Below are 21,378 nucleotides of genomic sequence, written 5' to 3'. Positions count from 1 at the left end.
TTACACTGTCAGCACATGTACCAGACAGGGGGGCTTTTTGCCCCAATGTTCGTTGATCACGGAGCGGACAGCGCGTCGCACCGACTCCGCCAGCGCATCCGGGTCGCGACGGCGCGCCTTCGGCAGGCCCTCGACGGTGGAGACCACGGCGTCGAAGACGAGGTCGTCGAAGGGCTCGCCCGCTTTGTTCTTCTCGGGGATACCGACGAGTTCGACCGCGGGATCGTCGGCAAGCTCGCCCTGCTCCGTCATGGCGATGGCGACAAAGGCGCAGCCGGAGAAGGCCATGCGGCGCCGCTCGCCCACCGCGCGGGACTTGGAGTCCTCCAGAATCGTGCCGTCCTTGTAGAGACGGCCCGCAGGCACTTGCCCAATGATGCCGGGATCGCCGGGGCCGAGCTTGACGAGATCGCCGTTGCGGCAGACCAGCACGCGCGGCACGCCGGCGGCACGCGCGAGCTTGGCGTGCTCATTCAGGTGCAGGGCCTCGCCATGGACGGGGATCAGGAGCTGCGGCCTGGTCCAGGCGATCATGTCGCGCAATTCGTCGCGGCGGGGATGACCGGAGACATGGACCAGCTGGTCGCGGTCGGTGATGACCTCCACGCCCTGCAAGACCAGGCCATTGATGATGGCCCCGACCGCCTTCTCGTTGCCGGGAATGGTGCGCGAGGAGAAGATGACGCTGTCGCCACGGTTGAGCGTGATCTCGGGATGGTCGTCATTGGCGATGCGCGCCAGCGCGGCACGCGGCTCGCCCTGGCTGCCGGTGCAGAGCGCCAGCACCTTGTCCTGCGGCAGATGACCGTAGACCTCGGCGGAGCGGAAACTCTGCACGCCGTCGAGATAGCCGGTCTCGCGCGCGACCTGCACCACGCGTTCCATGGCGCGGCCGACCACGACGACCTCACGGTCGGCGGCCTTCGCAGCGATGGCGACGGCCTTGAGGCGCGCGACATTGGAGGCAAAGGTCGTGACCGCGACGCGGCCCTTGGCGGCCTTGACGAGCTCGGTGATGGAGCTCGCAACCTCGGCTTCCGAGGGTGAGCGGCCGTCGCGCACGGCGTTGGTGGAATCACCGATCAGGGCGAGCAGGCCCGCATCGCCGAGCTCCCGCAGCCGCTTTTCGTCGGTCGGGCGGCCGATGATCGGGGTCGGATCGATCTTCCAGTCGCCGGTGTGCAGCACCGTGCCGACTTCGGTGTGAATCGCGAGCGCATGCGACTCCGGAATCGAATGGGCGACCGGGATGAACTCGACGTTGAACGGGCCGATATCGACGCGCCCGCCTGACGGCACCACCGTCACCGGGATCTTGGGCGCATTGCGCTCGGCGGCGCACTTGGCCTCGAACAGCGCGGCGCTGAACTGCGTCGCGTAGATCGGACATTTCAGCTTCGGCCAAAGGTCGATGATGGCGCCGAAATGATCCTCATGGGCGTGGGTCAGCACCAGCCCCATCAGATTCTTGCGTTCCTTCTCCAGGAAGCTGACGTCGGGCATGATCAGGTCGATGCCCGGCAGATGCTCCTCGTCGCCGAAGGAGACGCCGAGATCGATCGCCAGCCAGGCGCGCTGCTGGCGGTTGCCGAGGCCGTAGATCGACAAATTCATGCCGATCTCGCCGACCCCGCCGAGCGGTGCAAATACCAGTTCTTCCGGCTTCGCCATCACGCAGCTCCCACGGAGGCGGCCGTGCCGAAGAACACCTCGCCCGCGGCGACCGGCACGCGCCGGCCCTCCGCGGTGCGGACGATCAGGCAGCCGGTGTCGTCGATCGTGTCAAAAATGCCGTCCAGCGTCATCACTCCCGTGTGGATCGCGACCCGCTCGCCGAGGCCGGCGGCGCGCTCCAGCCACAATTTGCGAATTTCGGCAAAGCCACGGCCATTGTCCCAGATACCGCGGAATTCCACCCAGGCATCGGAGAGCGCCGAGAACAACTCCTCCGCACTGATCTGGACGCCGAGCGCGGCCAGCGACACCGCAGGCGTCGGCGTACCCTCGGGCGCGGCGACGACGTTGGTGCCGATGCCGACGACGATGGCAAGACGGTCGCCGATGGCTTCGGCCTCCAGGCCGATGCCGACCAGCTTCTTGCCGCCGGCCAGCACGTCGTTCGGCCATTTCAGGGCGTAGCGGGGACGGCCCTCGCCGAGGCGCAGTGCAGCCTCCAGGCTGACCTTCTCCAGGGCGGCCTCCTCGGCCAGCCCGGCCGCAAAGCCGATCGTCGCGGCGACGGAAGGGGCAACGTCCAGGACTTCGAGGACGCTGGCTGCAAGGTTGCCCTTTGGTGCGATCCAGGGGCGCTGGCGGCGGCCGCGGCCGGCGGTCTGCTCCGACGTCACGAACCACATCGGGCCGCGTTCGCCGCGCCTCGCGTGCTCGATCGCCTCGGTATTGGTCGAGCCGGTCCGTTCGAAAGCTGCGAGCTTGTAGCCCGCCGACGCCGCACGAGGACCGAGCGCGAATGCCATCCTAGAACAGCGACTTGGCGGCGGCGGAGGCGACGCTCACCACCGGGCCCGCGAACAGGGCGAACAGAATGTTGAACAGGCCCGCGACCGCCAGCACCGTCTTGACTTCGACGCGCACCGGATCGACCTGCCCGGCCGGCTCGTCGAAATACATCGTCTTGACGATGCTGAGATAGTAGTAGGCGCCGACCACGCTGGAGAGCACGCCGATCACGGCGAGCGTGAACAGGTTCGCCTTGATGGCGGCGACGAAGACGTACCATTTGGCGAAGAAGCCGGCGAGCGGCGGGATGCCGGCGAGCGAGAACAGCAGCATCGCGAACATGAAGGCGAGCAGCGGATTGGTCCGAGAGAGACCTGCGAAATCGCTGATCTGCTCCACCGGCTGGCCGTTCCGCTTCATCGCCAGGATGATGGCGAAGGAGCCCAGCGTCATCGCGACATAGATCACGATGTACATCAAGACGCCCTGCGCGCCCTCGACCGTGCCTGCGGCAAGTCCGACCAGGGCAAAGCCCATATGGCCGATCGAGGAATAGGCCATCAGGCGCTTGATGTTGCTCTGGCCGATCGCGGCGAACGAGCCCAGCGCCATCGAGGCGATCGACACGAACACCAGGATCTGCTGCCACTGCGAGACGATGCCCGGGAATGCGGTCAGCGTGACGCGGGTGAAGACCGCGAGCGCGGCCACTTTCGGGGCCGAGGCGAAGAAGGCTGTCACAGGCGTCGGTGCGCCCTCGTAGACGTCGGGTGTCCACATGTGGAACGGCACCGCCGAGACCTTGAAGCAGAGGCCGGCGAGCAGGAACACCAGGCCGAACAACAGGCCGACATTCGAGATCGTCGCGGCCGCCGCGATGCCGGTGAAGGCCACCGTGCCCGTGAAGCCGTAGATCAGCGAGGAGCCGTAGAGCAGCATGCCCGAGGACAGCGCGCCGAGCACGAAGTACTTCAGGCCGGCTTCGGTCGACTTGGCGTTGTCGCGGTTCGAGGCCGCGACAACGTAGAGCGCCAGCGACATCAATTCGAGGCCGAGATAAAGCGAGATCAGATCGCCGGCCGAGATCAGCACCATCATGCCGAGCGTCGAGAGCAGCACCAGGATCGCATATTCGAAGATGCGGCGCGACGGATCCGACAGGAACTCGGTCGACAGCACCAGCGTCACCGCCGAGCCGATCAGGGCCAGGATCTTCATGAAGCGGGCAAAATCATCGACGATGAAGCTGCCGCCGAAGGTCACGTGCTTGCCCGCGGGCAGCATGTATTCGAGCACGCCGACAACGATCAGGAGCAGCACCGCAAGCGTCGTGACCGTCTTGGTGGTCTCCTGCCCGCGATAGGCGCCGAGCATCAGGAGTGCCATCGCCCCGACCGCGAGCACGAGCTCGGGCAGCACCGGCGCCAGTTGATAACCTGCAGTCTCAAAGCTCATGGCGATATCCTGACCTGCCCGCTCACTGGAGCAGTGCGGCGGCCTTCACGGCCGTCACAGCGGTGTTGTAATTGTTGACGAGTTGCTGGACCGAGGCCGCCGACATGTCGAGCACCGGCTTCGGATAGATGCCGAACAGGATCGTCAGCGCGATCAGCGGGAACAGCGTCAAGCCCTCCCGGAAGGTGAGATCCTTCATGCTCGCCAGCGACGGCTTGACCAGCGCCCCGAACACGACCTTGCGGTAGAGCCACAGCGCGTAGCAGGCCGACAGGATCACGCCGAAGGTGGCGAAGAACGCGGTCGGGATCGAGACCTTGAAGGTACCGAGCAGCGTCATGAACTCGCCGACGAAGCCAGAGGTGCCGGGCAGGCCGACATTGGCCATGGTGAAGACCATGAAGGTCAGCGCGTAGAGCGGCATCCGGTTGACGAGGCCGCCATAGGCCGCGATCTCACGGGTGTGCATGCGGTCGTAGACGATGCCGACGCAGAGGAACAGCGCGCCGGAGACGATGCCGTGCGAGATCATCTGGAACACGCCGCCGGCGACACCCTGCATGGTACCGGCGAAAATGCCCATGGTGACGAAGCCCATATGCGCCACCGAGGAGTACGCAATCAGCTTCTTCATGTCCTCCTGCATCAGCGCCACCAACGAGGTGTAGATGATGGCGATGGCCGAAAGCGTGAAGACCAGCGGCGCGAAGTCGTGCGAAGCCAGCGGGAACATCGGCAGCGAGAAGCGCAGGAAGCCGTAGCCGCCCATCTTCAGAAGGATCGCGGCCAGGACCACCGAGCCTGCGGTCGGCGCCTCGACGTGGGCGTCGGGGAGCCAGGTGTGCACCGGCCACATCGGCATCTTCACCGCGAACGAGGCGAAGAAGGCGAGCCACGCCCAGGTCTGCAGCGAGCGCGGCACGGCGGTGTGCATCAGGGTCGGGATGTCGGTGGTGCCGCCGTTCCAGTACAGCGCCATGATCGCGAGCAGCATCAGCACCGAGCCGAGCAGCGTGTAGAGGAAGAACTTGAAAGATGCATAGACCCGGCGCGGACCGCCCCAGACGCCGATGATCAGGAACATCGGGATCAGGCCGCCTTCGAAGAACAGGTAGAACAGCACGAGATCGAGCGCCGAGAAGGTGCCGATCATCAGCGTTTCCAGGATCAGGAACGCCATCATGTATTCGCGGACGCGGTTGGTAATCGCCTTCCAGCTCGCGATGATGCAAAACGGCATGATGGCGGTGGTCAGGATCACCAGCGGCAACGAGATGCCGTCCACGCCCATGTGGTAGGTGATGCCGGTGGCAAGCCAGTTCGCCTTCTCGACGAACTGGAAGTCGGCGCTCGACGCATCGAACCGCATGACCAGGATCACCGACACAGCGAAGGTGATCAGCGTGGTCCACAGCGCGATCCAGCGCGAGTTGCGCCGGGCCGCCTCGTCGTCGCCACGGCTGAGATAGACGATCAGCGCGCCGACCAGCGGCAGGAACGTCGTGACGGATAGAATTGGCCAGGTCGTCATTTACTGGCCTCCAAAGCCGAACATGAACCAGGTGATCAGGCCGGCGGCACCGATCAGCATGGCGAACGCGTAGTGGTAGAGATAGCCGGTCTGGATTTTCACGACGTTGCGGGTGACGTCCAGCACGCGGGCTGAGACGCCATCGGGGCCGAGACCGTCGATGATGAAGCCGTCACCCTTCTTCCAGAGCTGATAGCCAATCCACTTCGCCGGACGGACGAAGATGATGTCGTAGAGCTCGTCGAAGTACCATTTGTTGAGCAGGAACTTGTACAGCATTGGCTGCGTGTTCGCGAGCTCGACCGGCAGATAAGGCCGGCGGATGTAGAACAGGTATGACACCAGGAAGCCCAGCACCATCATCACCGTCGGCAGGAAGGCGATGGTCTCGGGAATGTGGTGCATCTCCTCGATGATATGCGGGTTCATCTTCACGGACTCGCGGAAGAACTCCTCGATGCCGTGACCGGCGAACAGCTCCTTGAACGGGAAGCCGGCCAGGATGGAGCCGACCGCAAGCACACCGATCGGGATCAGCATCCAGATCGGCGCTTCATGCGCGGCCTCGTAGTGGTGCTCGTCATGCGGCTCGCCGTGGAAGGTCTTGAAGATGAGGCGCCACGAGTAGAACGAGGTCAGGCCGGCCGCGACGACCGTCATCAGGAAGCCGTACATCGCGAACGGATTGTGCGAGGCGTAGGCGGACTCGATGATCGCGTCCTTGGAGAAATAGCCCGCGGTCAGCGGGAATCCCGTGAGCGCGAGCGTGCCGACCACCATCACCGCGTAGGTGTAGGGGATCTTGCGCCACAGGCCGCCCATGTTGCGGATGTCCTGCTCGTGATGCATCGCGTAGATCACCGAGCCGGAGCCCAAGAACAACAGCGCCTTGAAGAAGGCGTGCGTGAACAAATGGAACATGCCTACCGAATAGGCCCCTGCTCCCATCGCCACGAACATGTAGCCGAGCTGCGAACAGGTCGAGTAAGCGACGATGCGCTTGATGTCGTTCTGGACCAGGCCAATGGTCGCCGCGAAGAACGCCGTAGTGGCGCCGAAGAACATCACGACGGCCTGCGCGTTCGGCGCGAGTTCGAACAGCGGCGACAGGCGCGCCACCATGAAGACGCCGGCGGTGACCATGGTCGCGGCGTGGATCAGCGCCGACACCGGGGTCGGGCCTTCCATCGCGTCCGGCAGCCAGGTGTGCAGCAGGAACTGCGCCGATTTGCCCATCGCGCCCATGAACAGCAGCAGGCAGGTCAGGGTCAGCGCGTCGGCGTGCCAGCCGAGGAAGTCGATGGTCTTGCCGGTCAACCCGGGCGCAGCGTGGAAGATGGTCTCGAAATCGGTCGAGCCGGCCAGCAGGAAGATCGCGAAGATGCCGAGCGCGAAGCCGAAATCGCCGACACGGTTGACCACGAAGGCCTTGATGGCGGCGGCGTTCGCCGACGGCTTCTGGTACCAGAAACCGATCAGGAGGTAGCTTGCCAGACCCACGCCTTCCCAGCCGAAGAACAGCTGCACGAGGTTGTCGGCGGTCACCAGCATCAGCATGGCGAAGGTGAACAGCGAGAGATAGCCGAAGAAGCGCGGCCGGTTCGGATCCTCGTCCATGTAGCCGATGGAATAGAGGTGCACCAGCGAGGACACGGTGGTCACGACCACCAGCATCACGGCGGTGAGCGTGTCGACCCGCAGCGTCCAGTAGACCTGGAGATCGCCGGAGAGGATCCACGGCAGCAGCGGAATGCGCATGTCGTGGTGCATGAAGCCGACATCGACCAGCGTCATCCAGGACAGCGCCGCCGACACGAACAGCAACGCCGTGGTGATCAGCTCGGCAGCGCGCGAGCCCGCCGCGGGCGGCTCGGAGACGTGGTGGTCGTCGTGGCCATCTCCGGGTTCGTGATGAGTCTCGTGGACGACCGACGCATCCTCGTTGATCGTGTCCGACGCATGGGCGTGCGCGCCATGACCGTGATCATCGTGATGCTCGACCGTGTCGCCCGAGGGGTTGCGGGCATGCGCGCCGAACAGCGCGATCAGGCCAGCCAGAATGGCGCCCAGCAGAGGCAGGAAGACGATTGCCTGGACCATGATTTACTCTTTCCGCATGATCTGGTCGGAAAACCGGTGTCCACTTTTCCGGATCATGCGATCAGCCCTTCATCAGATTGACGTCCTCAACCGCGATCGAGCCGCGGTTGCGGAAATAGACCACCAGGATGGCGAGACCGATCGCGGCTTCAGCGGCCGCGACGGTGAGCACCAGGAGCGCGAAGACCTGCCCGACGATGTCGCCGAGGAAGGTCGAGAACGCCACGAGGTTGACGTTGACCGCGAGCAGGATCAGCTCGATCGACATCAGGATGACGATGATGTTCTTGCGGTTCAGGAAGATGCCGAGGATCCCGAGCGTGAACAGGATCGCGCCGACCGCAAGATAGTGTCCGAGCCCGATCGTCATTTCACCCACTCCGCCGCGTCAGAGTCCTGGAGCCCCTGCCCCGGCGCCACCTTGCGTATCGCCATCGCTATTTCGGGCGTGCGCGCGTTCTGAATGTTGATGTCCTGCCGCTTGACGCTCGCCTTGTGCCGCAGCGTCAGCACGATGGCGCCGATCATCGCGACCAGCAGCACCATGCCCGAGAGCTGGAAGTAGTGGATGTACTTGGTATAGAGCACCAGGCCGAGCGCCTCGGTATTGGAGACGTTGGTCGGGATCGCCGCCGTGATCGTCTTGGCGACGCCGGGGTTGATGACCCAGAAGCCGACCGTGAGCAGCAGCTCGAACAGGAAGATGCCGCCGATCACGAGGCCGACCGGCAGGTATTCGATGAAGCCCTCGCGCAGCTCGAGGAAGTCGACGTCGAGCATCATGATCACGAACAGGAACAGGACCGCGACCGCACCGACATAGACGACGATCAGGATCATCGCGAGGAATTCGGCGCCCATCAACACGAACAGACCGGAGGCGTTGACGAAGGCCAGGATCAGGTACAGCACCGAGTGCACGGGATTGCGCGAGACAATCACCATCACCGCCGAGGCGACACAGACGCCGGCGAACAGATAGAAGAACAGCGCGGGAAGGATCATGCTCTCATCTCACCGGTACGGCGCGTCGAGTTCGATCGCTTTCGCGATCTCGCGTTCCCAGCGGTCGCCATTGGCGAGCAGCTTGGCCTTGTCATAGAACAGTTCCTCGCGGGTCTCGGTCGCGAACTCGAAGTTCGGACCTTCGACGATGGCATCGACCGGACAGGCTTCCTGGCAGAGGCCGCAATAGATGCACTTCACCATGTCGATGTCGTAGCGCACGGTGCGGCGGGTGCCGTCGTTGCGGCGCGGGCCGGCTTCGATGGTGATGGCCTGCGCCGGGCAGACCGCTTCGCACAGCTTGCAGGCGATGCATCGCTCTTCGCCGTTCGGATAGCGGCGCAGCGCATGCTCGCCGCGGAAGCGCGGCGAGATCGGGCCCTTCTCGAAGGGATAGTTCAGCGTCGGCTTCGGCTGGAAGAAATAGCGCATGGCGAGGAAGAACGCCGAGACGAATTCCGACAGCAGGAGCGAGCGTGCAGTGGCGTTGATGTTGATACCCATGACGGCCCTCACTTCGGCGCGATGTCGGCGAAGTGCAGCACACCGGCCACCACGATCACCATCGCTAGCGACAACGGCAGGAACACTTTCCAGCCGAGGCGCATCAGTTGATCGTAGCGGTAGCGCGGCACGATCGCCTTGGCCATCGCGAACAGGAAGAACATGAAGAACAGTTTCAGCGAGAACCAGATGATCCCCGGCACCCAGTTGAAGGGCGGCAGGTCCACCGGCGGCAGCCAGCCTCCGAGGAACAGGATCGTTGCCATCGCGCACATCGTGGCAATCGCGACATACTCGCCGAGCATGAACAGAAGATACGGCGTCGAGCCGTACTCGACCATGAAGCCGGCGACGAGCTCGGATTCTGCTTCGACGAGGTCGAACGGCGGGCGGTTGGTTTCAGCCAGCGCCGAGACGTAGAAGATCACGAACATCGGGAACAGCGGCCAGACGTACCAGTTCAGGATGGTGAGCTGCGGCAGCCCGATCAGGCTGGCGAGGCCGCGGACATGCTGCGCCTCGACCACGGCCGAGAGGTTCAGCGTGCCGGCGCAGAGCAGCACCGTGATGATGACGAAGCCGATCGAGACCTCGTAGGACACCATCTGCGCCGCCGAGCGCAGCGCCGCGAGGAACGGATATTTCGAGTTCGACGACCAGCCGGCCATGATGATGCCGTAGATCGACAGCGACGAGATCGCGAAGATGAAGAGAACGCCGACGTTGATGTCGGAGATCACCCAGCCGAGATTGGTAGGGATCACCGCCCAGGCCGCGAGCGCGAGCACGCACGAGACCAAGGGAGCAAGAAGAAACACGCCCTTGTTGGCGCCGGACGGGATGATCGGCTCCTTCAGCACGAACTTCAGGAGGTCGGCGAAGGATTGCAGCAGGCCCCAGGGACCAACCACGTTCGGGCCGCGGCGGATCTGCACCGCCGCCCAGATCTTGCGGTCGGCGAGCAGGATGTAGGCGATCGCCACCAGCAGAACGACCAGCACCAGGACGCTCTGCGCGATCATGATGATCAGCGGCCAGAGGAACCCGGTCCAGAATGCGCTTTCGAAGAATTCCATCGGCTCACTCCGCTGCGGTCAGCATCTGCCCGGAGGCAAGCCGCGAACATTCCGCCATCACGGCGGACGCACGCGCGATTGGGTTGGTCAAATAGAAGTCCTCGACAAGCGGCTTGAACGGGGCCTTCTCCGTCGTGCCGCCCTTCCCCGCGAGCTTCCTGATCTGGTCGGCCGAGCCGGGCTCGGTCTGGTCGAGACGGATCAGATGCGGCACCGCCTTGAAGATCGCCTGGCGCAGGGCCGAAAGCGAGTCATAGCCGAGCTTCTTGCCGAGCGCCTCCGACAGCGCGCGGATAATCGCCCAGTCCTCGCGGGCCTCGCCCGGCGGGAATGCGGCCCGTCCGGTCATTTGCACGCGGCCTTCGGTGTTGACGTAGATCGCGGACTTCTCGGTATAGGCGGCGGCCGGCAGGATCACGTCGGCGCGATGGGCGCCGCGGTCGCCGTGGGTGCCGATATAGACGACGAAGGTGCGGTCCGACGGCTTGATCTCGTCGGCGCCGAGCAGGAACAGCAGATCGAGCGTCCCGAACGTCGTCATCTGCGCCGCGTTCAGTCCGCCCTGACCGGCGACAAAGCCGATGTCGAGCGCCCCGACGCGCGAGGCGCTCTCATGCAGCACGCCAAAGCCGTTCCAGCCGTCCTTGAGCGCGCCGACATCGAGCGCGAGCTTAGCCGCGGCGGCGAGAATGGCGGCGCCGTCGTGGCGCGAGGCGGCGCCCGCACCGACCAGGATGATCGGGTTCTTGGCGTTCTTCAGCACATCCATGAAGGAGTGCTTGCCGGCCGCGAGCTCGCCCAGCGTGTCGGTGCCTGCGCCGAGATGGTCATAATCGTAGGTGAGGTCGGCCTTGGCGCCGATCACGCCGACCTTGAAGCCGCCGGCGCGCCAGCGCTTGCGGATGCGGGCGTTGAACACGGCCGCTTCTTTCCGCGGATTGGCGCCGATGATGAGCAGCGCATCGGCCTGCTCCACGCCAGCGAGCGCCGGATTGAAGATGTAGGAGCCGCGGCCGAGCGCGGGATCGAAGGCGTCGCCGCCCTGCACCGCCAGATTGGCCGAGCCGTATTTGGCCAGCAAGTCCTTCAGCGCGAACATCTCTTCGACGCCGGCGAGGTCGCCCGCGATCGCGCCGATGCGCTTGCCGTCGGTGCGGGCCGCTTTCGCGGCGATCGCGGCAAAGGCCTCGGGCCAGCTCGCCGCGCGCAGCTTGCCGGCTTCGCGGATATAGGGCCGGTCGAGGCGCTGGGTGCGCAGGCCGTCGACGACGTGACGGGTCTTGTCGGAGATCCACTCCTCGTTCACGGCCTCGTTGATGCGCGGCAGGATACGCATCACTTCGCGGCCGCGGGTGTCGACGCGGATCGCGGATCCCACGCCGTCCATCACGTCGATCGACTGGGTCTTGCCGAGCTCCCACGGGCGCGCGGCGAAAGCATAGGGCTTCGAGGTCAGCGCGCCGACCGGGCAGATGTCGACGAGATTGCCTTGCAATTCCGAGGTCAGCGCGTGCTCGAGATAGGTCGTGATCTCCATGTCCTCGCCGCGGCCGGTCGCACCCATTTCGGGGGCGCCGGCCACTTCCGCCGAGAAGCGGACGCAGCGGGTGCACTGGATGCAGCGGTTCATCGAGGTCTTGACCAGCGCGCCGAGATATTTGTCCTCGACCGCGCGCTTGTTCTCGGCGAAGCGGCTGGTGTCGACACCGTAGCCCATCGCCTGGTCCTGGAGGTCGCACTCGCCGCCCTGATCGCAGATCGGGCAATCCAGCGGATGGTTGATCAGAAGGAATTCCATCACGCCTTCGCGCGCCTTCTTCACCATCGGCGAACGGGTGGAGATTTCCGGCGGCTCGCCCTTGGGGCCTGGACGGCAATCGCGCACGCCCCAGGCGCAGCTCGCGACCGGCTTCGGGCCGCCCTTCACCTCGACGAGGCACATCCGGCAATTGCCGGCGATCGACAGCCGCTCATGATAGCAGAAGCGCGGAATCTCGGCGCCGGCCGCTTCGCACGCCTGGAGCAGCGTGTATTCGGCGGGGACATCGATCTCTTTACCGTCGATGATGAGCTTGGTCATTCTCTCTACTCCGCCGCGACCATGTTCACGGGATCGCGGACGCCGATATCGTCGATGTCGGACTTGTGCGAATATTGGTCGATGCGCGCTTCGATCTCGTGACGGAAATGCGCTATCAGGCCCTGGATCGGCCACGCCGCCGCGTCGCCAAGCGCGCAGATGGTGTGGCCTTCGACCTGCTTGGTGACTTCCAGCAGCATGTCGATCTCGCGCTTGTGGGCGCGGCCTTCGGCCATGCGGGTCAAGACGCGCCACATCCAGCCGGTGCCTTCGCGGCACGGCGTGCACTGGCCGCAGCTCTCATGCTTGTAGAAATAGGAGATGCGGGCGATGGCGCGGATCAAATCGGTTGACTTGTCCATCACGATCACGGCCGCGGTGCCGAGACCCGAGCGCAGCTTGCTCAAGCTGTCGAAATCCATCGGCGTGTCGATGATCTGCTCGGCCGGCACCATGCGCACGGAGGAGCCGCCGGGGATCACGGCCTTGAGGTTGTCCCAACCACCGCGGATGCCGCCGCAATGCTTCTCGATCAGCTCACGGAACGGAATGCCCATGGCCTCTTCGACGTTGCAGGGCCGCTCGACATGGCCGGAGATGCAGAACAGCTTGGTGCCGACATTGTTCGGACGACCGATGCCGGCGAACCATGCCGCGCCACGGCGCAGGATGTCGGGCGCAACCGCGATCGACTCGACATTGTTGACGGTGGTCGGGCAGCCGTACAGGCCGACATTGGCCGGGAACGGCGGCTTCAGGCGCGGCTGGCCTTTCTTGCCTTCGAGGCTCTCGAGCAGCGCGGTTTCCTCGCCGCAGATATAGGCGCCGGCGCCGTGGGCGACGTAGATGTCGAACGGCCAGCCGTTGACGTTGTCCTTGCCGACCAGCTTGGCCTCATAGGCCTGGTCGATCGCCGCCTGGAGATGCTCGCGCTCGCGGATGAACTCGCCGCGGACATAGATGTAGCAGGCATGCGCGTTCATCGCGCAGCTCGCGATCAGGCAGCCCTCGATCAGGAGATGCGGATCGTGCCGCATGATCTCGCGATCCTTGCAGGTCCCGGGCTCGGATTCGTCGGCGTTGACGACGAGATAGCTCGGCCGGCCGTCGGTCGATTCCTTGGGCATGAACGACCATTTCAGGCCGGTCGGGAAGCCGGCGCCACCGCGGCCGCGCAGCCCCGACGCCTTCATCTCGTTGATGATCCAGTCACGGCCCTTGTCGATGATGTTCTTCGTACCATCCCAGGCGCCGCGGCGCCGCGCGCCCTCGAGGCCCCAATCGTGGAGGCCGTAGAGGTTCTTGAAGATGCGGTCCTTGTCCTCGAGCATGTCAGTGCTTTCCGATCAACGGTTGGCTTGCTTGTAGGCAAGCCCGGCGGCGCAGACGGCGAAGGTCAGCGCCCAGAGCAGACTGGATTCCAGCGACGCGTTCAGGGCGAAGCGCTGAAGCAGGAAAATGAAGGTGGCCGCCACGGCGGAATGCATTGCGACGAAGCCCCACTTCTTCACAACACTGCTCCCTTCAACTGGCGGTGAGAGATCACGCATCAGGTGATTTCCTTCAGCGTGGTCGGCCCACCGGTCGGCGCCGAGAACTGGCGGCCGTTCTGCGGACCGGGCTTGGGCGGGTTGCCCGAGGCAAAGCCATCGAGCACTTTGCCGAAGCTTTCCTTGGTCAGATCCTCATAGGTGTCCTTGCCGATCAGCACCATCGGCGCATTCACGCAGGCACCGAGGCACTCCACCTCCTCCCAGCTGAAATTGCCGTCCTTGGAGAGATGGAAGGGCTCGTGATGAATGCGGTGCTCGCAGACGTGGATCAGATCCTCGGCGCCGCGCAGGCGGCACGGCGTGGTGCCGCAGACCTGGACGTGGGCCTTCTTGCCGACCGGGGCGAGCTGGAACATCGTGTAGAAGGTGGCGACCTCGAGCACGCGGATATAGGGCATGTCGAGCATGTCGGCGATGACGCGGATCGCGGCTTCCGAGACCCAGCCGTCGTGCTGCTCCTGCGCCCGCCAGAGGATGGCGATGACGGCCGAAGCCTGGCGTCCGGCCGGATATTTCGCGATCTGCTGCTTGGCGAACGCGAGGTTTTCCTCCGTGAACGCAAAGCTCGCGGGCTGGACTTCCTTCGGTGCTAATCGGCGAACGGACATCTCTTCAATCTCTCACTGCACGCGGCGCGCTGTTTTCGCATTCAGGGCATTGATCCTGTCCTGCCAGAATGCGCTTGCGGTGCCGAAAACATTGTAGCCGACGTGGGTGGAGACCTTGATGCGGTCGAGGATCGACAGCTCGGTCACCGTTTCCATACGTCGGGTGCTGGGATCGTAGACGATCAGCTTCAGCGGGGTGTGTTCGAGGATGTAGCGCGAGACCGCGTGCGAACGGTCGCTGCCGTGCTCCTCGCACATGATGACGCTGTCGGCCTGGAGCAGCCGGGCGCCGCCCTTGATCGCCTCGATCTCGACGCCCTCGACGTCGAGCTTGATCAGGTACTTGCCGGTGCCTGCGATCTTGCCGTCGTCGATCAGATTATCCAGCGCAATGACCGGCACATCCTCGCCGCCCGCCGACGCATCGCCGGCGATGCTGAAGGCCTCGTGCTTGGTGCCTGACAGACGCGCGGTGCCACGGGCCGCGCCGATCGCGCATTTCATGGTCTCGAAGCGGCTGGCGTTAATGCGGGCGTTGTTGTCAAGCTTCGGATAGTTCTGCCCCGACGGCTCGATCGCGATCGCCTTGTGCGAGCCGAACGGCTTGCTCGACACCAGCACCGACCAATAGCCGTAATTCGCGCCGCAATCGAGCAGCGTGTAGTCGACGTCGATGGAATCGGCGAACAACAGCTCCAGCTCGTCCTCGTAATTGTAGGAGCGGTTGAGCAGCTTGCTCCAATAGCCGTCGCCGTAGGGAAATTCGAACACGGCGTCGGGGTTGAGCTTGATCGCGATATTGCGCTCGGGCAGCGTCTTGCGCAGCAGATTGGCGCAGGCGATGTAGCCCATATGCGAGAAGTGCGACGAGATCTTCGATCCCGTCACCAGCGCCAAGGCAGCCGTCCGCTCCCACAGGTTGGCCCCTTCAAGGGCCCCCGAGGCACGGTCAAACTGGATCGGCGCCTGCGCCATCACCGATCGACCTCTCCGAACACGATGTCGAGCGAGCCGAGGATCGCCGAGACGTCGGCGAGCAGATGACCGCGGCAGATGTGGTCCATCGCCTGCAGATGCGCAAAGCCGGGCGCGCGGATCTTGCACTTGTAGGGCTTGTTGGTGCCGTCCGAGATCAGAAAGACGCCGAACTCGCCCTTCGGCGCCTCGACCGCGGCGTAGACCTCGCCGGCGGGCACGTGGACGCCTTCGGTGTAGAGCTTGAAGTGGTGGATCAGCGCTTCCATCGAGCGCTTCATCTCGCCACGGCGCGGCGGCGCGACCTTGTTGTCCTCGACGACGACGGGACCCTTCCCGTCGGCCGCGTTCAGCTTCTGGATGCACTGCTTCATGATGCGCACGGACTGGCGCATCTCTTCCATGCGGATCAGATAGCGGTCATAGCAGTCGCCGTTCTTGCCGATCGGGATATCGAAATCCATCTCGGCGTAGCATTCATAGGGCTGCGACTTGCGCAGATCCCACGCCGCGCCCGAGCCGCGCACCATCACGCCCGAGAAGCCCCACTCCCAAGCTTCCTTCAGCGACACGACGCCGATGTCGACGTTGCGCTGCTTGAAGATGCGGTTGGCGGTGAGCAGCCGGTCGAGATCTTCGACCACTTTCAGGAACGGATCGCACCAGGCGTCGATGTCGTCGACTAGCTTCTGCGGCAGGTCCTGATGCACGCCGCCGACGCGGAAGTAGGCTGCGTGCATGCGACTGCCGGAGGCGCGCTCGTAGAACACCATCAGCTTTTCGCGCTCTTCGAAACCCCACAGCGGCGGGGTCAGTGCGCCGACGTCCATCGCCTGCGTGGTGACGTTGAGCAGATGCGACAGGATGCGACCGATCTCGCAATAGAGCACGCGGATTAGCTGCGCGCGGCGCGGCACCTCGATGCCGAGCAGCTTTTCTGCAGCCATGCAGAAGGCGTGCTCCTGGTTCATCGGCGCGACGTAGTCGAGGCGGTCGAAATAAGGGATCGCCTGCAGATAGGTCTTCTGCTCGATCAGCTTTTCGGTGCCGCGGTGAAGCAGGCCGATATGCGGGTCGACGCGGGCGACGACTTCGCCGTCAAGCTCCAGCACCAGGCGCAGCACGCCGTGCGCCGCCGGATGCTGCGGACCGAAGTTGATGGTGAAGTTGCGAAGGACTTCGGGTTGCTCGTTCATGATCAGACCTTCGGCCCTGCTTTTTCATCCCCTGGAAGGACCGGATAGTCGGCGCCCTCCCACGGGGACAAAAAGTCGAACTTGCGGAATTCCTGGTTGAGCCTGACCGGCTCGTACACCACCCGCTTCTCCTGGTCGTCGTAGCGGACCTCGAGGAAGCCGGTGGTCGGGAAGTCCTTGCGCAGCGGATGACCCTCGAAGCCGTAATCGGTCAGGAGGCGGCGCATGTCGGGATGACCGACGAAGATCACGCCATAGAGGTCATAGGCCTCGCGCTCGAACCAGTCGGCGCCGGGAAACACCTCGATCAGCGAGGGCACCTGCGTGGTCTCGTTGGCCTGCGCCTTGAGCCGGATCCGCGCGTTCAGGGTCGGTGACAGGAAGTGATAGATCACGTCGAAGCGTTTTTCGCGCGACGGATAATCCGCGGCCGTGATGTCGGTGAAGTTGATGAAGCGGCAGTTCGGGTCATCGCGGAGGTACTTGACCACCTCGACGATTTTGCTGACCTCGACATCCACCGTGAGTTGGTTGAAGGCCACCGAATGACCGATGGCGGCGCCCGGAAGCGCGCTAACGATCGTCTGCCCCAGGGCGTCGAGCTTGGCGTCGTCCATGACGTAAAACCTTAGCGTTCGATTGTGCCGGTGCGGCGGATCTTCTTCTGCAGCAGCAGCACGCCGTAGAGCAGCGCTTCCGCCGTGGGCGGGCAGCCCGGCACATAGATGTCGATCGGCACGATGCGGTCACAACCGCGCACGACCGAGTAGGAATAGTGATAATAGCCGCCGCCGTTGGCGCAGGAGCCCATCGAGATGACGTAGCGCGGCTCGGGCATCTGGTCGTAGACCTTGCGCAACGCAGGCGCCATCTTGTTGGTCAGGGTCCCCGCGACGATCATCACGTCCGACTGACGCGGTGAAGCGCGCGGCGCGAAGCCGAAGCGCTCGACGTCGTAGCGCGGCATCGAGACCTGCATCATCTCGACCGCGCAGCAGGCGAGACCGAAGGTCATCCACATCAGCGAGCCGGTGCGCGCCCAGGTGATGAGGTCGTCGGTCGCGGCCACGAAGAAGCCCTTGTCGGACAGTTCCGAATTGACCTCGAGGAAGAACGGATCATTGGCCCCGACCGGCTTGCCGGTCGACGGGTCCAGGATGCCCTTGGGGGCCGGCGCGAGAACCGGACCGGCGGACGACGTAGGGGTCAATCCCATTCCAGTGCGCCTTTCTTCCATTCATAGGCGAACCCGACCGTCAGCACGGCGAGGAACACCACCATGGACCAGAAGCCGGTCGCGCCAAGCTTGCCGAACGCCACCGCCCAGGGAAACAGGAACGCCACCTCGAGGTCGAAGATGATGAAGAGGATGGCGACGAGATAGAAGCGGACGTCGAACTTCATGCGGGCGTCGTCGAAGGCGTTGAAACCGCACTCATACGCCGACAGCTTTTCCGGGTCCGGCTGCTGGAACGCCACGATGAACGGCGCGATCAGCAGCACCAGGCCAATGAGGCCCGCTACCCCTATGAAGACGACGAGTGGAAGATAGTTCTGCAGAATGCCGCTCATTGACGAGCCCTTTTTCCCGCAGCCTCGGGACAGCCACGGATTCGTCCAGTTTGGAATTGTTCTGAGCCTTAGCGCAGTGCACCAATGGGCGCAAGACACGCTCTTTTTAGGCCCTTTGTCGCCCTCAGAACGGTGGAAATCCCGGAATCACCCCGCGGCTGGTATGGAGCAGATCGACAGCCCCAGCAAGGGCGCCCCGATCAGTCCACACGCGCTGGGCCGTGACGTCCGTGGTTGGGAAGGCTCACTTTATCTAGGCCGCGACGCTGCAAAGTCCAGATTATAACGAGGCCAAGCGTGCCCATTATCGGGCGAGCGATCCGGGAGCCATGCATCACGATCGGACCTGGGCTCGTCTGGCGAATGTGTCGGGCAGGAGGCGCCCACTTCGCCGCAGCGGAAAATGGGTGGCGAGCGCGGCGGCGACATGGCTGGGTCGTCGCGCGCCGCACTCGCATGAGCTTCGGGCCGGGGGGCATGGCCCGCGAGCTCATCGATCTCGTGGTGGAAGCCGGCGACGGGCCGGTCAGGCTCTCACGATGGCCTTCCCTCGCCTGTTCTCGTCATTTGCCTCACCATTTGTAGGAGACGCTGGCGGTGACGCGCCGACGGTCGCCGTAGAAGCAGGATGACGCCGCCGCGCAGCTCGCGACGTAGATCTTGTCGGTCAGGTTGATCACGTTCAGCGCGGTGCGCCAGTTCTGCCATTCATAGTGGAACGCGAGATCGCCGAGCACGACCGCGGGAACCTCGAGGGTATTGGCGGTATCCGCCCACGACGAACCGATATAGCGGAGACCGCCGCCGAAGCCGAACCCCGCGAGTGGCCCGTCCTTGAAGGTGTAGTCCGCCCAGCCGGACACCAGGAGCTCAGGCGTGTTGGTCGGGGTCTTGCCGACCAAAGACGGGTCCAGATCCCTGCTGTTGAACAAATGGTAGGCCGTGAACGAGCCGATCAGCTTCAGCTCACGCGTGGCGTTCGCCACCGCTTCGAGCTCGATGCCGCGCGAGGTCACCTCGCCGGTCTGGTTCTGCAAGGTCGTGACGACAGGATCGGTCGTTGCCACATGCTGACGTTTCAAGTCGAACACCGAAGCGGTGAAGTAGCCGTCAAATCCCCGCGGCGCGACCTTCACGCCGATTTCCGTCTGCTGGCCGGTCTCCGGCAGGAACAGCTGGTTTTGCGCGTTGAGGCCGATGATCGGATTGTAGCTCGTGGCGTAGGACACATAGGGCGCGATGCCGTTGTCGAAATTGTAGATCAGCCCGGCGCGCCCGCTGAACCTGCTGTCGTCGCGGCTGACAAGCGTGGCGCCGGTATCACGGGCAGCCTGCGTCGTCTCGACCCAATCGTTGCGGCCGCTCAGCACCAGCGTGAAGTTGCCGAGCTTCATCTGGTCCTGAAGATAGGTGCCGGCCTGCTTCTGCGTGATCTGGAAGTTGCGGAACGGTGCGCCCGTCAACGGAATGTCAAACCCGTAGGCGGGATTGAAGACGTTGATCGAAGGGACGGTGCCGAAGTTGAAAGCCTGATAATCGTCGATCTGGTAGCCCTTCAAATCGACCCCGAACAGCATCGTATGCCGCACAGCGCCGGTGTTGAAGCGGTACTCCAGCTGATTGTCGAGATTGGCCTGGTTGGCGGTGTTCTTCGCATACCAATTATAGCGACCGAGACTGGCCGTGTTGATGTCAGCCCAATTATTGCCGACATAGCCGCGATAGGTCACATCGACATGGGCAAAGCGCGCATTCTGCCGGAACGTCAAATCGTCGGTGAGATTGCGCTCGAACTGATAGCCAAGCATCTCCTGCTCGCGCGTGAACTTATCGACGCTGGGATCGCCAGCGAAAAAGCTGGTCGGGATCTTGCCGAACCGAGCGTTGGTCACCGTGCCCTCATAGGGCAGGAAGTTGATGCCACGGGTTTCCTGCCGGGAAGCTGAAGCCAGTACCGTGAACCTCGTGTCGGCGTCCGGCTTCCAGGTCACCGACGGCGCGATGAAGTAGTTGTTGTCCGGCGTGAAATTGACCTGCGTGGGGCCGTTCTGGACCTGACCGACGACGCGGTAGAACAGCTTGCCGTTCTCGTGGCTCGTTGGCCGGACCGGCAACATCGAAGCCGACATAGGCGTTGCCGAAATTGTTGACGCCGGTCTCGATGAAACGGACGGGCTCCGCCGGCGGCATCTTGCTGATGACGTTGACGATGCCGCTCGGGCTCGATCCGCCATAGAGCACGGCCGATGGACCGCGCAGCACCTCGACGCGCTCCATGTTGGGCGTCTGGAGCTTCCAGCTCGCATAGGAGGTGTAGAACAGCTGCATGCCGTCGAGAAACAGTCCGACGTCGTCGGACTTAAAGCCGCGGATCAGCCACCAGTCGTTGCGCGTGTCCGCGCCGAAGGTCCCGGCGCGGACTCCACCAGTATAGCGCAGGACCTCGTCGAGCTTGTTCGCCTTCTGGTCGCGAATCTGCTCCGCGCCGATCACCGACACCGCCTGCGGCGTCTCCATGATCGGCGTGTTGGTCTTGGTGCCGGACGAGCTGCGGCCGGCGACGTAGCCGTGCACCGGGCCGAGCGGGGTCTCGACGAAACCGACATTGCGCGGCGGCTGCGGCCTGTTTCGGTTGGCGGTCTGCTGGGACGATCGCGGCGCACGGCGCTGCACGGAGATGGCTCGTCGGCGCGCTTCCGGCGCGGTGACGGTCACCGACGGAATGTTCTGCGCGCCAATCTGCGCAGGAGATTGTGCAAGCGATGCCTGCGGCAGCAAAACCCAAGCGGATGCGGTCGCCAACATGGCCGACCGCAGCATTCCAAGACTGTTCACGCGCAACCCCAAAACTGCGTGTTCTGATGGCACATGCTGTCGGCCCATGACGGCATGCGCTTGCGGTGACGCTTAGGGCAGCGCGCGCGAATTCCCTAATTGAAAGCCTCTTAGAAGGAGTCTTAAAAACGGTCTTGGAAGCGATCCAACATGTTCCCGGATTGCCGAAACGTCAGCGCGAAATCTTCTCGCTCTCAAGCATCTCGGCGGCGATTGCCGTCAATTGATCGACCTGCTGCAGCAGCGTCTCGAACTCGGCTTCGCTCAGATGTTCGCGCAAACGCCGATTGCGCTCCTGCGCACCGGCGACGATCGCATCGTGCGCCGCGAGGCCCGTTGCGGTCAGCGAGACCAGCACCTCGCGGCTATCCTTCGGGTTCGCCGATTTCGCGATCAGCTTGCGCGACACGAGTTCCGCAAGCGCGCGG

General features: G+C 64.0%; 18 protein-coding genes and 2 pseudogenes. All 20 read right to left on the bottom strand.

What is annotated here, in order from left to right:
• On the bottom strand, window positions 1–1,671 hold the full coding sequence (locus IVB32_RS10735; RefSeq protein ID WP_018455079.1) for a ribonuclease J: 1,671 nt from the start codon (window positions 1,669–1,671) through the stop codon (window positions 1–3).
• A complete protein-coding gene (locus tag IVB32_RS10730) occupies window positions 1,671–2,477 on the bottom strand; it encodes a biotin--[acetyl-CoA-carboxylase] ligase (RefSeq protein ID WP_085394843.1) in 807 nt (268 codons plus the stop codon). The genes IVB32_RS10735 and IVB32_RS10730 overlap by 1 nt, the downstream gene beginning before the upstream one ends.
• 1 nt (window position 2,478) lies before the next feature.
• Window positions 2,479–3,915 carry an NADH-quinone oxidoreductase subunit NuoN gene (nuoN, locus tag IVB32_RS10725; protein WP_018455081.1) on the bottom strand — a complete coding sequence of 479 codons (1,437 nt, stop codon included), beginning with the start codon at window positions 3,913–3,915 and terminating at the stop codon, window positions 2,479–2,481.
• Between the two features lie 22 nt (window positions 3,916–3,937).
• Window positions 3,938–5,446: an NADH-quinone oxidoreductase subunit M gene (locus IVB32_RS10720; protein WP_018455082.1), complete on the bottom strand. Its 1,509-nt coding sequence runs from the start codon at window positions 5,444–5,446 to the stop codon at window positions 3,938–3,940.
• Entirely contained in the window at window positions 5,447–7,546 is a 2,100-nt protein-coding gene (gene nuoL, locus IVB32_RS10715; protein WP_247298475.1) for an NADH-quinone oxidoreductase subunit L, read from the bottom strand.
• Between the two features lie 61 nt (window positions 7,547–7,607).
• Window positions 7,608–7,916: an NADH-quinone oxidoreductase subunit NuoK gene (gene nuoK, locus IVB32_RS10710; RefSeq protein WP_007603558.1), complete on the bottom strand. Its 309-nt coding sequence runs from the start codon at window positions 7,914–7,916 to the stop codon at window positions 7,608–7,610.
• Window positions 7,913–8,551 carry an NADH-quinone oxidoreductase subunit J gene (locus IVB32_RS10705; RefSeq protein ID WP_018455084.1) on the bottom strand — a complete coding sequence of 213 codons (639 nt, stop codon included), beginning with the start codon at window positions 8,549–8,551 and terminating at the stop codon, window positions 7,913–7,915. The genes nuoK and IVB32_RS10705 overlap by 4 nt, the downstream gene beginning before the upstream one ends.
• Window positions 8,552–8,560: 9 nt before the next feature.
• Window positions 8,561–9,049, bottom strand: coding sequence for an NADH-quinone oxidoreductase subunit NuoI (nuoI, locus tag IVB32_RS10700; RefSeq protein ID WP_026232873.1), 489 nt, complete (start codon window positions 9,047–9,049; stop codon window positions 8,561–8,563).
• A 14-nt stretch (window positions 9,050–9,063) separates the two neighbouring features.
• The gene (gene nuoH, locus IVB32_RS10695) at window positions 9,064–10,131 is read right to left on the bottom strand and encodes an NADH-quinone oxidoreductase subunit NuoH (RefSeq protein ID WP_018455085.1); all 1,068 of its coding nucleotides are present in this window, start codon (window positions 10,129–10,131) and stop codon (window positions 9,064–9,066) included.
• A gap of 4 nt (window positions 10,132–10,135) precedes the next feature.
• Complete coding sequence (nuoG, locus tag IVB32_RS10690; protein ID WP_247298472.1) at window positions 10,136–12,211, bottom strand: NADH-quinone oxidoreductase subunit NuoG; 2,076 nt, start codon at window positions 12,209–12,211, stop codon at window positions 10,136–10,138.
• A 5-nt stretch (window positions 12,212–12,216) separates the two neighbouring features.
• The gene (gene nuoF, locus IVB32_RS10685) at window positions 12,217–13,542 is read right to left on the bottom strand and encodes an NADH-quinone oxidoreductase subunit NuoF (RefSeq protein ID WP_018455087.1); all 1,326 of its coding nucleotides are present in this window, start codon (window positions 13,540–13,542) and stop codon (window positions 12,217–12,219) included.
• A 15-nt stretch (window positions 13,543–13,557) separates the two neighbouring features.
• The gene (locus IVB32_RS10680) at window positions 13,558–13,761 is read right to left on the bottom strand and encodes a hypothetical protein (protein WP_026232874.1); all 204 of its coding nucleotides are present in this window, start codon (window positions 13,759–13,761) and stop codon (window positions 13,558–13,560) included.
• Window positions 13,761–14,372: an NADH-quinone oxidoreductase subunit NuoE gene (gene nuoE / locus IVB32_RS10675; protein ID WP_018455089.1), complete on the bottom strand. Its 612-nt coding sequence runs from the start codon at window positions 14,370–14,372 to the stop codon at window positions 13,761–13,763. The genes IVB32_RS10680 and nuoE overlap by 1 nt, the downstream gene beginning before the upstream one ends.
• Before the next feature lie 12 nt (window positions 14,373–14,384).
• Window positions 14,385–15,347 carry an FkbM family methyltransferase gene (locus tag IVB32_RS10670; RefSeq protein ID WP_085384779.1) on the bottom strand — a complete coding sequence of 321 codons (963 nt, stop codon included), beginning with the start codon at window positions 15,345–15,347 and terminating at the stop codon, window positions 14,385–14,387.
• Window positions 15,347–16,543 carry an NADH-quinone oxidoreductase subunit D gene (locus IVB32_RS10665; protein ID WP_018455091.1) on the bottom strand — a complete coding sequence of 399 codons (1,197 nt, stop codon included), beginning with the start codon at window positions 16,541–16,543 and terminating at the stop codon, window positions 15,347–15,349. The genes IVB32_RS10670 and IVB32_RS10665 overlap by 1 nt, the downstream gene beginning before the upstream one ends.
• 2 nt (window positions 16,544–16,545) lie before the next feature.
• A complete protein-coding gene (locus IVB32_RS10660; protein ID WP_247298469.1) occupies window positions 16,546–17,160 on the bottom strand; it encodes an NADH-quinone oxidoreductase subunit C in 615 nt (204 codons plus the stop codon).
• A gap of 11 nt (window positions 17,161–17,171) precedes the next feature.
• Window positions 17,172–17,753, bottom strand: coding sequence for an NADH-quinone oxidoreductase subunit B (locus IVB32_RS10655; RefSeq protein WP_026232875.1), 582 nt, complete (start codon window positions 17,751–17,753; stop codon window positions 17,172–17,174).
• Window positions 17,750–18,115 carry an NADH-quinone oxidoreductase subunit A gene (locus IVB32_RS10650; protein WP_008136158.1) on the bottom strand — a complete coding sequence of 122 codons (366 nt, stop codon included), beginning with the start codon at window positions 18,113–18,115 and terminating at the stop codon, window positions 17,750–17,752. Before IVB32_RS10650 ends, IVB32_RS10655 begins: the two co-directional genes overlap by 4 nt.
• Window positions 18,116–18,687: 572 nt before the next feature.
• A pseudogene (locus IVB32_RS10645) lies at window positions 18,688–20,935 on the bottom strand (TonB-dependent siderophore receptor).
• 187 nt (window positions 20,936–21,122) lie between these two features.
• A pseudogene (locus IVB32_RS10640) lies at window positions 21,123–21,378 on the bottom strand (MarR family transcriptional regulator); the annotation flags it as partial.

The sequence above is a fragment of the Bradyrhizobium sp. 23 genome (assembly GCF_023073295.1).
In the GTDB taxonomy this organism is placed as follows: Bacteria; Pseudomonadota; Alphaproteobacteria; order Rhizobiales; family Xanthobacteraceae; genus Bradyrhizobium; species Bradyrhizobium canariense_D.
This window is presented reverse-complemented; position numbering and strand designations above follow the sequence as displayed.